At 71.7% G+C, this 15,331-nt stretch carries 14 protein-coding genes; 5 read left to right on the top strand and 9 right to left on the bottom strand.

The features are described from left to right. Positions 1-10: 10 nt before the first annotated feature. Positions 11-619: a CBS domain-containing protein gene (locus ACRYCC_RS30535; RefSeq protein ID WP_433817181.1), complete on the bottom strand. Its 609-nt coding sequence runs from the start codon at positions 617-619 to the stop codon at positions 11-13. 15 nt (positions 620-634) lie between these two features. Next, positions 635-2,956 carry a heavy metal translocating P-type ATPase gene (locus tag ACRYCC_RS30530; RefSeq protein WP_433817180.1) on the bottom strand — a complete coding sequence of 774 codons (2,322 nt, stop codon included), beginning with the start codon at positions 2,954-2,956 and terminating at the stop codon, positions 635-637. A 162-nt stretch (positions 2,957-3,118) separates the two neighbouring features. Between ACRYCC_RS30530 and ACRYCC_RS30525 the strand changes: the two genes are divergently transcribed. Continuing rightward, positions 3,119-3,997 (top strand): universal stress protein, encoded by an 879-nt coding sequence (locus ACRYCC_RS30525; RefSeq protein WP_433817179.1) that lies wholly within the window; start codon positions 3,119-3,121, stop codon positions 3,995-3,997. A 110-nt stretch (positions 3,998-4,107) separates the two neighbouring features. Here ACRYCC_RS30525 and ACRYCC_RS30520 read toward each other — a convergent pair whose 3' ends face one another. The 4 genes from ACRYCC_RS30520 to ACRYCC_RS30505 all read right to left on the bottom strand — a co-directional run bounded on the left by ACRYCC_RS30520 (position 4,108) and on the right by ACRYCC_RS30505 (position 8,159). Next, positions 4,108-5,577, bottom strand: a complete 1,470-nt coding sequence (locus ACRYCC_RS30520) for a bifunctional aminoglycoside phosphotransferase/ATP-binding protein (RefSeq protein ID WP_433817178.1) — start codon at positions 5,575-5,577, stop codon at positions 4,108-4,110. Between the two features lie 88 nt (positions 5,578-5,665). After that, positions 5,666-6,103, bottom strand: a complete 438-nt coding sequence (locus tag ACRYCC_RS30515; RefSeq protein ID WP_433817177.1) for an Hsp20/alpha crystallin family protein — start codon at positions 6,101-6,103, stop codon at positions 5,666-5,668. Positions 6,104-6,217: 114 nt separating this feature from the next. Then, a complete protein-coding gene (locus ACRYCC_RS30510) occupies positions 6,218-7,216 on the bottom strand; it encodes an Acg family FMN-binding oxidoreductase (protein ID WP_433817176.1) in 999 nt (332 codons plus the stop codon). Positions 7,217-7,589: 373 nt separating this feature from the next. Next, positions 7,590-8,159 carry a hypothetical protein gene (locus tag ACRYCC_RS30505; protein ID WP_433817175.1) on the bottom strand — a complete coding sequence of 190 codons (570 nt, stop codon included), beginning with the start codon at positions 8,157-8,159 and terminating at the stop codon, positions 7,590-7,592. Between the two features lie 177 nt (positions 8,160-8,336). Between ACRYCC_RS30505 and ACRYCC_RS30500 the strand changes: the two genes are divergently transcribed. Together ACRYCC_RS30500 and ACRYCC_RS30495 are read left to right on the top strand one after the other, a co-directional pair. Further along, complete coding sequence (locus ACRYCC_RS30500) at positions 8,337-8,876, top strand: flavodoxin domain-containing protein (protein WP_433817174.1); 540 nt, start codon at positions 8,337-8,339, stop codon at positions 8,874-8,876. Next, positions 8,873-9,739, top strand: coding sequence for a universal stress protein (locus tag ACRYCC_RS30495; protein WP_433817173.1), 867 nt, complete (start codon positions 8,873-8,875; stop codon positions 9,737-9,739). Before ACRYCC_RS30500 ends, ACRYCC_RS30495 begins: the two co-directional genes overlap by 4 nt. A 134-nt stretch (positions 9,740-9,873) precedes the next feature. Here the strand turns inward: ACRYCC_RS30495 and ACRYCC_RS30490 are convergent, their stop codons facing one another. Both ACRYCC_RS30490 and ACRYCC_RS30485 read right to left on the bottom strand, forming a co-directional pair. Continuing rightward, on the bottom strand, positions 9,874-10,416 hold the full coding sequence (locus tag ACRYCC_RS30490) for a CBS domain-containing protein (protein WP_433817172.1): 543 nt from the start codon (positions 10,414-10,416) through the stop codon (positions 9,874-9,876). A 28-nt stretch (positions 10,417-10,444) separates the two neighbouring features. Beyond that, positions 10,445-10,882, bottom strand: a complete 438-nt coding sequence (locus tag ACRYCC_RS30485) for a pyridoxamine 5'-phosphate oxidase family protein (RefSeq protein WP_433817171.1) — start codon at positions 10,880-10,882, stop codon at positions 10,445-10,447. A gap of 163 nt (positions 10,883-11,045) precedes the next feature. Between ACRYCC_RS30485 and ACRYCC_RS30480 the strand changes: the two genes are divergently transcribed. Next, positions 11,046-12,074 carry an Acg family FMN-binding oxidoreductase gene (locus ACRYCC_RS30480; RefSeq protein ID WP_433817170.1) on the top strand — a complete coding sequence of 343 codons (1,029 nt, stop codon included), beginning with the start codon at positions 11,046-11,048 and terminating at the stop codon, positions 12,072-12,074. After that, a complete protein-coding gene (locus ACRYCC_RS30475) occupies positions 12,071-14,416 on the top strand; it encodes a phosphoketolase family protein (protein WP_433817169.1) in 2,346 nt (781 codons plus the stop codon). The genes ACRYCC_RS30480 and ACRYCC_RS30475 overlap by 4 nt, the downstream gene beginning before the upstream one ends. Before the next feature lie 56 nt (positions 14,417-14,472). Here the strand turns inward: ACRYCC_RS30475 and ACRYCC_RS30470 are convergent, their stop codons facing one another. Continuing rightward, entirely contained in the window at positions 14,473-15,168 is a 696-nt protein-coding gene (locus ACRYCC_RS30470) for a response regulator transcription factor (protein ID WP_433817223.1), read from the bottom strand. Between the last annotated feature and the right edge of the window lie 163 nt (positions 15,169-15,331).

The raw sequence follows: 15,331 nt of genomic DNA, 5'->3' as shown, positions 1-15,331 counted from the left end.
CTTCGTGGTCTCAGTCCGTGGTGGTGCCGACGATGTCGACTCTGCTGACCCCGGGAACGGTACGGGCGAGCACGTCGACGATCTCCTGGGTGCGCGGGTCGGCCCGGCCGCGCAGCCGCACCGTGCCGTCCTGGACGGACACCGACCACGTGGTCGCGCCCGGGAGGAGCTCCTCGATCGCGGCGAGGACGTCGTCGCGGATCCGCGCGTCGCTGTGCGCCAGGACGCCCATCAGGTCCCGGCGGCTCACGATGCCCACCAGCGTGTCCCCGCGGAGCACGGGGACGCTCTTGAGACCGGTGGTGATCATCAGGTCGGCAAGCTCGGCGACGTCGGTGGTCTCCCGCACGGTCCGCGTCTCCCGGGTCATGACCTCCGCCACCCGGTGCGGAGGCGGCTCGTCCGGGGTCGCCGCCGGGCGGGCGAAGGCCCTGGGATCGGCTTCGAACTCCCGGCGCAGCAGGTCCATCTCGCTGACGATGCCGGCCAGCCGCCCCTCGTCGTCCACGACCGGTGCCGCGGTTATGTTCTGCTCGTAGAGCAGGCGCACGGCCTGCCTGATCGACGCTGCCGGGGGCACCGTCACCACCGGGGTGGTCATCACTTCGCGTACCAGCATCGGACCGCTCCTCTCTCAGGGTCTCCGGGACGGGTCCTTGGAGCCGTCCGGCTCGTCGGCCAGCACATAGAAGTTCTCCTCCTCCTGCGCGAAGTGCAGGCGGAGGATCGCGTGGAGCTCGTGCAGGGCCCGGCGCAGTTCGCGGAGCGCACGGGGATCGTCCCGCGCCTCGGCACAGAGCAGGACGATCCGCCGGGTCCGCTCGGCGATCTCGGCATGCCCGCGGCTCATCGGCCCGGTCGGGTCGGCCCCGCCGAGGACGTCGGCGACGACGGGGTAGAGCAGCCGCTCGTCGGCCTGTTCATGGGCCGCCAGGTCGCCGGTGAGGAAGGCCGTCAGGGCGGGCCCGGCGGCCAGCAGCTCGGTGTCCGGGAGTTCCGCGAGCCGGGACAGCTCGGTGATCTGCGGACGCAGCCGCCGGTGGTCCTCGTCGAGCCTGCGTACGAGCTCGGCCGCGTCGCCGCGGAGCCGGGGCCACCTGTCCCGGCCGGGACCGAGCGCCCGCAAGGCGTTGAGGATGACCGCGACGTCGATGGCCTCCTGGAGCAGCGCGCCGGGGGCGGGCGGCAGATAGCCGGCCGCGGCGACCAGCATCGCGGCGAACGAGAGTCCCATTCCGGCGAGCACGCTCTGCAGCGCGATGCTCCGGGTGCGCCGGGCGATGGCCAGGCTCTCGGCCAGTCGTTCGAGCCGGTCGACGGTGATGACGACGTCGGCGGCCTCCGAGGAGGCGGTGGCCCCGCGCGCGCCCATCGCCACGCCCACCCCGGCCGCCGCCAGCGCGGGAGCGTCGTTGACCCCGTCGCCCGCCATCACGGTCGCGGCGCGGGCACTTTCCGCGCGGACCACGGCCACCTTGCCCGCCGGGCTCTGCTCGGCGTGCACCTCGTCGGCCCCGACCAGGGCGGCGATGGACTCGGCGATGGCCGCGCGGTCGCCAGTGATCATGACGGCCCGGGTGATGCCGGCCCGGCGCACCAGCCGGAACGTCCGTGCGGCGTCGGGGCGGATGCGATCCTCCAGCAGCAAAGCTCCCGCGAGTTGCCCGTCGATGCCCGCGAACACCGTCACCATGCCGCGTGCGGCCGCCCGCTTCCGGACGGTCGCGGCCCACGAGACGTCGGCGGGCGGTGGAGCCGCCCAGACGGCCTTGCCCACGGAGACGACCCGGTCACCGACCATGCCGCGTACTCCCTGGCCGGGTTCCTCCCGGACGTCTACGGGCGTGACCAGCGGCAGGTCACCGCTCCGCGCCCGGCGGACGATGGCGGAGGCCAGTACGTGCGGGGAGACCTGGTCGAGGCAGGCGGCCAGCCGTAGCACCTCGCGGGCGGGCACCGGTTCGCCGGCGTCGTCGCGGACGAGAACGTCCGCGACGACCGGGCGGCCGGCGGTGACGGTGCCGGTCTTGTCGAACAGCAGCACCCGTGCCTGTGCCAGCCGCTCCAGGGCCCCGCCGCCCTTCACGACCACCCCGCGCCGTGCGCAACGGGAGAGGCCGGAGACGAAGGCGACCGGCGCGGCCAGTATCAGCGGGCATGGGGTGGCGACCACGAGCACGGCCACCGCCCGTACCGGATCCGCCGCCAGCCACCAGGCCAGCGCGGCGAGAACGAGCGTGGCGGGCAGGAACAGCGCCGCGTAGCGGTCGGCCATCCGGACGAAGGGTGAGCTCGACGCGGCCGCCTCTCTGGCGAGCCCGACGATGCCGGCGTAGGTACTCGACCGGGCGTCGGCGGTGGCGCGCAGGTCGAAGGGGCTCCCTGAACTGACCGCGCCGCTGCGTACCTCCTCGCCCGGCGGCCGTTCGACCGGTATCGCCTCGCCGGTGAGCGTGGACTCGTCCAGGAGGGCCGTCCCGGCCGCCACCAGGCCGTCCACCGGGACCACCTCACCCGGCCGTACCAGCAACAGATCACCGGGACGGACCTCGTCCACGTCGACGGTGACCAGGTCGTTGTCCTGGCGGCGATGCGTGAGCCGCGGGGCCACCGAGAGCAGGGCGCTCAGGTCGCGGCGGGCCCGCCGGCCGGCCCGATCCTCCAGCAACCGCCCACCGGTGACCATGACGGCGATGATCGCGCCCGCCGGGTACTCCCGTACGGCCAGCGTCCCGGCCAGCGCCAGGACGGCGATCACATCACTGCCGAACCGATGGTGCCGCAACCCGTCGATCACCCACCACAGGGCCGGTACGCACGCCGTCGCGGTGACCGCGACCCACAGCACGGCCGCGACAGCGGGGGCGCCGACGGCCCAGGCGCCCACGCCGGCGAGCAGACCCATCGCGGCCAGCGCGAAAAGGATCCCGGAGAGACGGGAGCGCGGAGTGTCCATAGGACTCCACTCTTCGGCGCCGGACGGAGGTTCGGGAGAGACGAAGGTCCCTGACTTCACCGACACGGGCCTCTGACCTTGGCGGCGCCGCCGGACCAGGCTGGGGACGAAGGGGCCGGCCTGTCCGGCCACGAGCGTCGGCTACCAGACGGGAAGAACGCGATGATTGAGACGAAATATGGGGTCGTCGTCGGCTATGACGGGTCCGAATGCGGGGAGCTCGCCCTGGAATGGGCGATCGAAGAGGCGCGGATGCGCCACACCAGGCTGACGATCTGCCATATCTGGCAATTCCCCTACACCGGGTTCTACGCCCCGGCGACCGCGGAACTCGAGCGGGCGGCCGAGCAGATGCTGCAGGCGGCGGTGACGCGGGTCCGGTCGGAGGCGCCCGACGTGGAGCTCCGGCCGCTGCTGGCGTGCGGCTCGGCCGCCCGTCACCTCATCGACTTCGGGCCGTACGCCGACCTGGTGGTCGTCGGCACGCATGGCCGGAGCGGTATACGGGCGCTGATGCTCGGCTCGGTGAGCTCGCAGGTCGCCATGCACTGCACGAGCCCCGTCATCGTGGTGCGCGGCCGCCCGGACCTGGCGCCCGAGGACTACCCGGGACGGGTCGTGGTCGGCGCCGACGGATCGCCGGCGGCCGACAGGGCGCTCGCCGTCGCGTTCGAAGAGGCTCAGCTGCGGGGCGTTCCGCTGACCGCGGTCTGTGGCTGGACCAAACCGGACAAGGACGCGGCCCAGGCGCTGTACGTCGACCAGGACGGGCTGCGGACGTTCGCCGGCGAGCGGTTCCACGAGGCGGTGGACCGGTTGCGCGCCGGCTATCCCGCGGTCAAGGCCGTTGCCGAGCTGACGGACGAACCCGTGATCGAGGCGCTGCAGGCCGCCGCGGAATCGGCGCAACTGCTGGTGCTCGGTTCCCGGGGGGTCGGCGCCGTGCGCGGCCGGTTGCTGGGTTCGGTCAGTCAGACGATGCTGCACCAGGCGCCGTGCCCGGTGGCCGTCGTGCACGCCGAGGCAGGTGCACGCGGCTGAGACGATGCCCGCCCCCCGGCTGACGGCGGGGTGAGCCGCGCGGCCGTCCTGGACCCAGTGGGTCCAGGACGGCCGCGTTCTGCTGCCCCGGGCTGTTCCGCCGACCCGGACTACGGAGGCGACGCCGGCAGGTGCGGGCGTACGACCCGCAGGGCCTGCGCCAGCGATTCCGCCACCGGCCCGCCCGTGTCGATGACGTGTGCCGCCGGCCATGGGTCGGCGTCCGACGCCATCGCGTCGGCGATGGCGCGGTCGGCGTCGGAGGCGCCCCGCGTGCGGGTGCGTATGCGGTCGGCGGCTGTTCCGGCGGGGACCGAGCAGCGCAGCGCGGCGAGGTCGGCGTGTGCGCGTTCGGCGAGCGCCGCCGCGGCGTCCTGGTGCTCGCGCGCCGTCCAGGAGGCGTCGATGATCACGGATTCGCCTTCGCCGAGCAGGGTCTCCGCCCGGTCGAGCAGTTCGGCGTAGGTCCGCTCGGTGCTGCCGGCATCGTAGATTCCCGCTCCGTACGGCGCCGCGGCGGGCTTCTCGGGTGGGATGCCGGCGAGTTCCTTGCGGACGCGGTCACTGCTCAGCACGGTCCAGCCGAGCCGGTCGGCGAGCGCTCCGGCGAGGGAGGTCTTGCCGGTGCCGGGGAGCCCTCCGGTCAGGACCAGGGTGACGGCTCCGGCGCGCAGGTGGCGCAATGCCAGCCGGGCGAGCCGCCGGGCGTCGTCGGCGGCCTGCGGTGCGCCCTGGGCGGCGCGCAGGCAGGCCACCTTCACCCGGACGAACGCGCGATAGGCGAGGTAGTGGTGGCGCAGCGACGCCGGTGCCGGATCGCCGGCGTGGCCGGCGTAGCGGTCGAGGAAGTCGCGGGCGAGGTCGTCCCTGGACAGCCGTTCCAGGTCCATCGCCAGGAAGGCGGCGTCGTCGAGACCGTCCAGCCACCGGAGGCGGTCGTCGAACTCCAGGCAGTCCAGGATCCGGGGGCCGTCGTCGAGGCAGAAGACGTCGTCGGCGATCAGGTCGCCGTGGCCGTCGACGATGCGTCCCTCCCTGACCCGCCGGTCGAAGAGGGCCTCCCGGCCGTCCAGGAAGCGCAGGGCGAGGTGTTCGATCTCGGTCGCGATGGCGGCGTCCAGGACGGTGCCGTGGAACGCCCGTACGTCGGAGAAGCTCGCGGTCCACCGGCCGCGCAGCGCGTCGGAACGGCCCTCGGCGGAGATCTCCGGCCCGCGGGGTGCGGTCGCGTGCCATGCGGCGAGCCTGCGGGCCACCTCGCCGAGCGCGTCCGTCACCGACGCGCCGGTGCGGACCAGCGCGGACAGGCGCCGCTCGGCCGGCATCCGGCGCATGACGACCAGGTGGTCGCAGGGGCGTCCGTCCGGCCCCGAGATGTCGGCGACGCCGAGGTAGACGTCAGGGGAGAAGCGCCGGTTGAGCTCGGTCTCCCGGTGGCAGGCCGCCTCCCGCTCCGCGCGGTCGCGGAAGTCGAGGAAACCGGTGCGCACCGGCTTCTTGAGCTTGTAGGCGAGATCGCCGACGAAGAACACCACCCCGATGTGGGTCTCGCTGACCGCGGCGGGCTGTTCGGACTCCATGGGTCCTCCGGTTCGTGCGGTTCGTACGACACCGTGTACGGCACCGCGTGGTACCCGCCCTGTAGGGCGGGCACCACGCCGCAGGCCATCAGCTCTTCTTCTTCGAGCTCTGGACGGTGACCCGCTGGGCCTCCTCCTTCGCCTCCGGCAGGGGGACGGAGATGGACAGGATGCCCTTGTCGTACGACGCCGTGACGTCCTTCGCGGTCACACCGCGGGGCAGTGCGATCGAGCGGGTGAAGGACCCGTACCGGAACTCGGAGCGGTGTCCCTCCTTACGCTCGACGTGGCGCTCGGCGTGGATCCGCAGGACGTCGCCGGCGACGGTGATCTCGACGTCCTTCTCGGGGTCGATGTCGGGCAGTTCGGCCCGCACCGTGTACGTGCCGTCCTCGACGTAGTCCTCGACCCGGATGGCCTGCCCGCTCGCCTGCACGGCCGGCCGCCACGTGGTGAAGGGCGACTCCAGCAGGTCGAACAGGTCAGGGAAGAGCCGGTGACCTTCGCGACGCTCCAGAACGCTCATTGGGGTTACCTCCTTCGGGGGGTTTGCCTGACACCTTCAGTTCACCTCCGGGCCGCCCTCGCCGACAGTGGCCGTCTTTCGTCGGTCGCAGGGACCTTCGTCCTTTCCCCGAGCTCAGCCGAATCGGGGTGGGCGCACCGGCACCGGACGTTCGCGCACGATGACCTCGCCGGCCGGCCGCCGCGGGCTGCCGGCCGCCGGCTGCCCGTAGCCGATGCGCAGTGCCACTTGCACGGAGGTGAGGTGCTCGTGGTCCTGGAGGAGCTCGCGAAGCTCGGGATCCTCCAGGGGCTGGGTGAACAGCGAGACGGCCAGCCCGCATCGGGTGGCCTCCAGCAGCACGCGCTGGAGGGCCTGCCCGCAGCTCAGCCACTGCTCCGGGCCGTCCAGGCCGTAGGTGACGAGCGCCGCCACGACGGGTTCCCGCTCGAAGCCGACCGCGTGCCGGCCGGGTATCTCCCGGTCGAGGGCCATGTCGCGGATGGGAACGGCCTCCCTCTCGCTCCACGGGCCGACGGCCTCCAGCGGCACCCCGTCCTCGCGGTAGGGGTCGTCGGTGGTCCAGTCGCGCAACTCCGCACGATAGGCGGGGTCGGCTCGCCGCCGTGCGTCGGCGGTGCGGGCCAGGCTCAGCAGGGCGTCGCGTTCGGCGGCATCGGCGAGGTGCAGCGCGGCGCCCTCCGTGCGCGCGGCGGCGCGGAGGCGTTCGAGCGCCGGTTCCTGGGGCGGCACGTCGGCGAAGGGACCGCGGTTGCTGTGCCGCCGGCCGATCGCGGCGTACAGCTCGTGGTCGTCGACGCCGGGCGAACCGGGCAGGTCGGTCCGGACCGTGGCCACGTGGCGTGGGTTCGCCGGGTCGGGGAGAAGCTCGGTGTCCGGCTGCCGGCCGAGATGGGCGAGCGCGACCCGCAGGTCGAGCACGGCCGCGCCCAGGCTGATGTGCATGGCCCGGCCCTGCGGGTCGATGGCGGGCAACCGCCGGGAGAGATCGGCGTACACCTCGATCCCGTCCGAGACGGGCAGGAACAGCCAGGGCTGGGTGTTGTGGATCGACGGCGCCCTGATGGCGGCCTCGACGCAGGTGAGAAGTTCCTCCGGTGTGAGCGAGGGCATCTGACGGCCCACCCTTCTGTCGTTCGAGTACCGGCGCCATGGGACAGGTCGGACGGGAAGGGCCGGCCGCAGGGCGCGCCGGCCCGCCCCTGCTCTGCTCGGGAGCGGATCGGCGACGTCGCTGACCAGTGGGTTCCCGCGCCGCACGCTTCGATGCTCCGTCCGGAGAGGGAACGCGGGCAGGGCCGGTCGGCCTCGGATCCGCGGGACCTTTGTCGGTCTCATCGGGCGGGTCCGGGCCCCGGACGGCGGTGGTGGCGGGCCGGGCATGGGGAGCCGGGCATGGGGAGCCGGGCATGGGGAGCCGGGCATGGGAGAGGGCGCCCCGTGGGGCGCCCTCTCTCACGGTTCGGGTGGTACCTGTGCGCTCGGGTCACTTGAGGACGGGGAAGCGGCGGACCAGTGCGGTGGAGTTCCACCAGCGGCCGAGGCCGAGGGCGTGGCCGGCGCCGGTGAGGGCGAGGCCGATGAGGACGAGGGCGTAGATGAGGTGGTCGTCCATGAAGGGGTTGTTCTCGGGGGGTAGGACGGCGGTCCACATCATGACGAGCAGGAGGGTGCCGGTGGTGGCGGCGATGCGGAGGCCGATGCCGAGGATGAGGGCGGTGCCGATGCCGGCGAGGCCGAGCATGAACAGCCAGTCGGCCCAGGTGTCGCCGGCGATGGAGTGGTAGAAGTCGGCGAAGGGGCCTTTGGTGCCCATCTTGAGGAAGCCCTGGGTGGGGTGGCCGCCGTTGATCCAGGCCTGCTTGGAGGCGGTCTCGTGGCCGAGTCCGAAGGTCTTGTCGAGGAAGGCCCACAGGAAGACCCAGCCCAGCGCGATGCGGGCGGTGGCCCAGACGTAGCGGACGGCGGTGGCCTCGGTGACCGCGGTGGCCGAGCGGCCGCGCAGCGTCGGCAGGTGGAATCGGTGGGCGGGTTCGTGGGCTGCGGTGGTGGTCATGCTCTGTCACCTCGTAAGTCCGGGGGGTTCCGATGGCTTTGATTCAACTCCGGTGCCCGTCGCGGCGGCAGAGTCCTACAGCACGACCACGACGGGACCTTCGCCCTTACCGCGAGGCCGTTACGCCTCTGCCGCAGTGGCCCGGATGGGCGTGCGCTTGGAGCGAAGGAGGTCATCATGAGAAACCAACTGGTTCTGGTCGCGTACGGATCGAAGCGTGGCGGCACGGCGGAGATCGCGCAGTGGGTCGGTGACACGCTGCGGGCGTCGGGCCTGCGGGTGGAGGTACGTCCCGCCGCGGAGGTCCGGAAGGTCGACGCCTACGACGTGGTGATCGTGGGCGGTGCCCTCTACGCCGGGCGCTGGCACAAGGACGCCCGCAGGTTCGTGCGGCGGCACGCCGGGGCGTTGCGTGCGCGGCGGGTGTGGCTGTTCGCCAGCGGCCCGCTGGACCGCTCGGCGGAGCAGGACGGTCGCACCCCGGTTCCGGCGGCGCTGGTACGGGCCGCCGGCACGGTCGGGGCACGCGGGCACATCGTGTTCGGCGGCCGGTTGAGCCCCGACGCGAAGGGCTTCCCCGCCGCGGCGATGGCCAAGAAGGTGGCCGGCGACTACCGGAACGAGGCGCGGGTGCGCACCTGGGCCGCCGGCCTCATGGCCGGGATGGCCGAGCCGGCACCACACCGGCCCGCCGAACCGGAGAGCGTCGGACCATGAGCGAGATCATCGCGGGTGTCGACGGCTCGCGGCACAGCCTGCTCGCGGCCGCGTGGGCGGCCGAAGAAGCCGCCAGGCGGGGCCTGCCGCTGCGCATCGTCCACGCGATCCCGGCCTGGCTGTGGCGGGCGAAGGAGCGCCGGCGGGCTGATCGGGTCGCGGAGAAGCTCTACGACTCCGATCGGGACGTCATCGACCGTGCCGTCAGCCGTGTCCGCTCGATCGCGCCCGGCGTCGGCGTCTCGGGGGAGCTGGTCCCCGGCGGAGCCGCCAAGGCGCTGGTGCACGCGGCCGGGCACGCGGCCATGGTGGTGGTGGCGAGCCACGGCAGCGGGGGGTCCACAGGTCTTTCCCTGGGCTCGGTCGCCCTCCAGGTCGTCGCGCATGCCTCCTGCCCGGTCGTGGTCGTGGGCTTCCCGGAGCCTGCCGTGCCCCAGGAGGTCGTGGTCGGGGTCGACGGTTCGGCCGGCTCCCAGACGGCGATCGGCTTCGCCTTCGAAGAGGCGTCCTGGCGCAAGGCCCGATTGCGCGCTGTGCACACCTGGACCCATCCGATCTCCACCGAGCCGGGGGACATGCTGCCCCTGGTCTACGACAAGGAGAGCGTCGCGGCGGACGAGCGGCGGTTGCTGGCCGAGTCCCTCGCCGGCTGGCAGGAGAAGTACCCGCAGGTCGAGGTCGTCCAGGAGGTTCTCCGGTCCCGGCCCGTCCCCGCCCTGTCCAGCGCCTCGGCCGGGGCGTCCCTGCTCGTCGTCGGCGGCCGGGGCAGAGGCGGATTCACCGGGCTGCTCCTCGGCTCGGTCAGCCATGCCATGCTCCACCACGCGCAGTGCCCCATTGCGATCATCCCTCTGAAGGGCTGAACCTCTGAAGGGCTGATCTGAAGGGCTGAAGGGCTGAACGGTCGAAATCGCGTAGGGCCCCGGCCGCATCGGAATGCGGCCGGGGCCCTGCGGCGTGCGGTGGGGTGCGAGGACACCGCACGTCTGAAGGCCGCTCAGTCCGGCGGCACCACGCTGTGCGCGGGGGCGCCGGCCTGGTGCCCGGCCGGTGGCAGCACCGGTTCGATCCGGTAGAGCGACGGCGTGTTGGGAGAGGCGCCCTGGTCCGGCTGCTCGGCGCCGCCGAGTGCCGCCACCAGTCCGCGCGCCGTCACCAGTCCGAGCAGGCCAGCGCGAGCGTCGGTCACGGCGATGACATCGACCCTCTCGCGGGTCATGATCTTGGCGGCGAGGGAGACCCGATCGGTCGGCCTCATCGAGACGCACCTCCGGTCGGTCAGCAGGGAGCGGACCGGTCTGCGGTTGCGGTCGGGGCCTTCCTGCCAGTGGGACGAGAGGGTCTCGGTGTCGAGCACCCCGAGGAGCCGCCCGTCGTCGGTGACCACCGGCAGGTGGTGATAGCGCGCGCGGCTCATGACCTCCCACGCCATGAGCATGCTGTCGTCGGCCGCGATGGTGAGCAGGTCGTGGGCCATCACCTCGGCCACGGTCCGTTCCTCGAGCGGGCGACCGGATCGGGTGCCGGTTGACGATGTCATGGTGGCCTCCTTCGTGTCCTGCGACATGTCATGCGACCAGGTCGCCGGGTTCTGCCGTGGGTCGATGGATGCGGCGCCCGGCCAGGTCGGTGCCGGAGATACGGACGAAGCGGTCGCTGGGACCGGGTGTCCAGGGCCGCAGTCGTAGCCGCGCGAGGCGGGTGATCTCGCCGGGGTCCTCCACCGGGCGGGCGTGTCCGACGAGGGTGACCGACCAGCCGGTGTTGGTGGCCGGGTCGATGTCGTCCGCCTCGAAGGCCACGACCGTGTCGCGCATGGCGAGGGCGAGCTTGGAGCCGGTGGAGGCGCGGATGATGACGTCCTCGCCGTCGAGGACGAAGTTGACCGGCTGGATGGCCGGCAGGGCCCGGTCGGTGAAGACGACGCGGCCGAGCGGCACCGAGGCGAGCAGCCTGAGGCAGTCCGCTCGCTCGAGGATCTCCAGTCCATGGGCGTCGAATCTCATGTCTTCATGGTGCTCGCGCGGAGCCGGTGAGGGCAGGGACCAAGGTCGCCTGAGTGCGGGGCGTTCCGCGGCTTCAGTCCCGGTGGCCGATGGACCTTCGGCCCTGCCGCACGGTGCCCCGAGGGTGATGGTCTGGGCGGGAGGAGAAAGGTGAGGAGTCACCATGAGCCCCGAACGGACGGATGGAAGCTCCGAGGTGTCGGAGAAGGATGCCCGGTTTGCGATTGAGGCGGCTGTGTGGGCGCCGTCGGTGCATAACACTCAGCCGTGGCGGTTCGGTTGTCGTGTCACTGGTGCGGGTCCGGTGGTGAGTTTGTATGCCGATACGGAGCGGCGGTTGGTCGTGGCTGATCCGGAGGGCAGGGAGTTGCTGATCAGTGGTGGTTGTGCGTTGTACACGTTGCGGGTGGCGATGCAGTTTTTGGGGTGGGCGCCGCGGGCGCGGGTGTTGCCTGATCCGGATCGGCCGGCTTTGTTGGCGGAGGTGCGTTTCGGGTCGCGGGCGGAGGTGACCGAGGAGGTGCGGGGTTGGTATGAGCAGGTGCGGCGGCGTCGTAGTCATCGGGGTGCCTTCCGGGATGTTGTGGTGGGTGGGGAGGTGCAGTCGGCGGTCTCGGCTCAGGCGGTTGCGGAGGGGGCTCGGTTGGAGGTGGCGGCGCCGCGTGAGGGGGTGGCGTTGGGGGCGTTGACGGAGGCGGCGGAGCAGGTGCAGCGGATGAATCCTGCTTTTGTGGCGGAGGCGGCGCGGTGGGCGCCGGTTCCGGGGAGCGCGCGCCGGGACGGGGTGCATGAGGGTGCGTATCCGCGGGTGCCGGAGCGTACTGATCCGCATTTCGCGATGCGTGATTTCGCTCGGGGGCGGGGTTGGGGGGCTGTCGTGGCGGGTGGCGGGTCGGGTGTGCCTGGGGTGACGGGGGTGGTGGCGTTGCTGACCACGCGGGGTGATGAGCGGGAGGATTGGGTGGCTGCTGGGCAGGCGTTGCAGCGGGTGTTGTTGCGGGCGTCGGCGGGGGGTCTGTCGGCGGCGTTTCATACGCAGGCGCTGGAGGTGCCCGAGTTGCGGGAGTTCATCCGTACCCGGTTCTGCGGGGGTTGTTATCCGCAGATGCTGATGCGTCTCGGCGTGGCCGACGGCGATCTGGAGACCGTACGACGACCCACCGACCACATGATCCGCGAGGAGCTTTCGTGAACCCCACCGAACGGAACCTGATCGACGCCTGGTGGCGGGCGGCGAACTACCTGTCCGCCGGGCAGATCTATCTGCTGGCCAATCCGCTGCTGCGCGAGCCGTTGCTGCCCGAGCACGTCAAACCCAGGCTGCTGGGACACTGGGGCACCTCGCCGGGCCTGAACTTCTGCTACGCCCACCTCAACCGGATCATCCGGGCCCGCGACCAGGAGATGATCTATGTCATGGGTCCCGGTCACGGGGGGCCGGCGGCGGTCGCCAACGCGTGGCTGGAGGGCACCTACAGCGAGGTCTACCCGTACGTCTCGCAGGACGCGGACGGGATGGGACGGCTGTTCCGGCAGTTCTCCTTCCCGGGCGGCATTCCCTCCCATGTCGCGCCGGAGACGCCGGGCTCCATCCACGAGGGTGGTGAGCTCGGCTACTCGCTGGCGCACGCCTTCGGCGCCGCCTTCGACAACCCCGATCTGCTGGTGGCCTGCATCGTCGGTGACGGCGAGGCCGAGACGGGCCCGCTCGCGGCGAGCTGGCACTCCGGCAAGTTCCTCGACCCGGTCAGGGACGGCGCAGTCCTGCCGATCCTGCACCTGAACGGCTACAAGATCGCCAACCCCACGGTGCTCGCCCGCATCCCGGAAGAGGACCTGATCTCGCTGATGGAGGGCTACGGCTACCGGCCGTACGTCGTCGCGGGCAGTGATCCCGAGATCATGCACGACCTGATGGCGGCCACGCTCGATGAGGTGATGGACGAGATCGCGCGCATCCAGCAGACGGCCCGTACGGGTGCGGAATCCGCACCTCCGCCACGCTGGCCGATGATCATACTGCGCACTCCCAAGGGCTGGACCGGCCCCAAGATCGTCGACGGGCTGCCGGTCGAGGGCACCTGGCGCGCCCACCAGGTCCCGTTGTCCGCGGTCCGCACGGACCCCGGGCATCTCGCCCAGCTGGAGGAGTGGCTGCGCTCCTACCGCCCGGCGGAGCTCTTCGGCGACGACGGCAGGCCGGTCGCCGCCCTGCGCGAAGCGGCCCCGCGGGGAGAGCGGCGGATGAGCGCCAACCCCGTCGCCAACGGTGGCCTGCTGCTCCAGGACCTCGACCTGCCCCGGTTCGAGGCCTACGCCGTCCCGGTGGAGAAACATGGGACGACAGTCAGCGAGGCCACCCGGGTGCTGGGCGGTTACCTGCGCGACGTCATCACCGCCAACCCCGAGAACTTCCGGATCATGGGGCCGGACGAGGTCGCCTCCAACCGGCTCTCACCGGTGTTCGAGGTCACCGACCGCGTCTGGCAGGCGCGGCGGCTGGAGACCGACGAGCACCTCGGCCCGCACGGCCGGGTGATGGAGGTGCTGAGCGAGCACCTGTGCCAGGGCTGGCTGGAGGGCTACCTGCTGACCGGCCGGCACGGCCTGTTCACCAGCTACGAGGCGTTCATCCACATCGTCGACTCGATGTTCAACCAGCACGCCAAGTGGCTCAAGGTCACCCGGCAGCTGCCCTGGCGACGGCCCATCGCCTCGCTCAACTACCTGCTGTCCTCGCACGTGTGGCGCCAGGACCACAACGGCTTCACCCACCAGGACCCGGGCTTCCTCGACGTGGTGGTCAACAAGAAGGCCGGGGTCGTCAGGGTCTACCTGCCCCCGGACGCCAACACGCTCCTGTCGGTCGCCGACCACTGCCTGCGTTCACGCGACTACGTCAACGTCATCGTGGCCGGCAAGCAACCGGAGCTGACCTGGCTGCCGATGGACGAGGCGGTCCTGCACTGCACCCGCGGCATCGGCATCTGGGAGTGGGCCAGCACCGACGGCGGTAGCGACCCCGACGTCGTGCTGGCCTGTGCGGGGGACGTGCCCACCCTGGAGACGCTCGCGGCCGTCGACCTGCTCCGCAGGCACCTGCCCCAGCTGCGCGTACGGGTCGTCAACGTCGTCGACCTGATGAAGCTCCAGCCGCCGAGCGAGCACCCGCACGGCCTGCCCGACGTGGAGTTCGACGCGCTCTTCACCACTGACAAGCCCGTCATCTTCGCCTTCCACGGCTACCCGATGCTGGTGCACCGGCTCACCTACCGCCGCACCGGCCACCACAACCTGCATGTGCGCGGTTACAAGGAGGAGGGCACCACCACCACGCCGTTCGACATGGTGATGCTCAACGACCTCGACCGGTTCCACCTGGTGATGGACGTCATCGACCGGGTGCCCGGGCTGGGCAGCAGCGCCGCCGACCTGCGGCAGGACATGGCCGACGAACGGCTCCGGCACCGCGCCTACACCAGGGAACACGGCGAGGACCCGGCAGCGGTACGCGACTGGGCCTGGCCCTACTGAGCGATGGACGGGGGGCGGGTCGCGGCAGGGGCCCAGGCCGGTGCTTCCGCTGAGCGCTACTGGTTCTCCCGGCGGTCGGGCTTGGCCTGTGCGCTCTTCAGCTGGGTGACGAAGGCGGCGGCCTGGGTGCGGCGGCTCATGCCGAGCTTGGCGAACAGGTTGGAGACGTAGTTCTTGACGGTCTTCTCGGCGAGGAACATGTGTTCGCCGATCTGCCGGTTGGTGAGTCCTTCGCCGATGAGGTCGAGGATCTGCCTCTCCTGATGCGACAGCGCGGCCAGCGGGTCCTTGCGCACGGCCCGGTCGCGCAGGCGCTGCAGCATCTGCCCGGTGCTGCGGGGGTCCAGCAGTGACCCTCCCGAGGCAAGGGTGCGGACCGCGCCGACCAGGTCGGAGCCGTGAATCTGCTTGAGCACGTAGCCGGAGGCGCCTGCCATCACCGCGTCGAAGAGTGCTTCCTCGTCGGAGAAGGAGGTGAGCATCAGGCAGGCGATCTGCGGCATCCGGGAGCGGATCTCCCGGCACACGCTCACGCCGTCGCCGTCGGGCAGCCGGACGTCGAGTACGGCCACATGCGGCTCGGTGGCGGGGATGCGGGCGAGGGCCTGCTCGGCCGAACCGGCTTCGCCGACGACTTCGATGTCGCCTTCGGCTTCGAGCATCGCCGCGACACCGCGCCGGACGACTTCGTGGTCGTCGAGCAGGAAGACCCGGATGGTGGGGTGGTGGGGTTGCGGAGCAACGGGGCCCATGGTCGGCGCGCCCTTCGTGCGGGGGATGTCGTGCACGACGCTATAGAAGTCACTCCCCGTATCAAAAGTCCCTTGGTCCTGAGAAAGCATGACCAAGGGCCCTGAGCCTGAGGATCGTTGTCGGGCTCGGCCGGTGCGGCCCGGACGGCATACGATCGGGTCC

This window comes from Actinomadura scrupuli, assembly GCF_050971785.1.
Classification (GTDB): Bacteria; Actinomycetota; Actinomycetes; order Streptosporangiales; family Streptosporangiaceae; genus Actinomadura_E; species Actinomadura_E scrupuli.
This window is presented reverse-complemented; position numbering and strand designations above follow the sequence as displayed.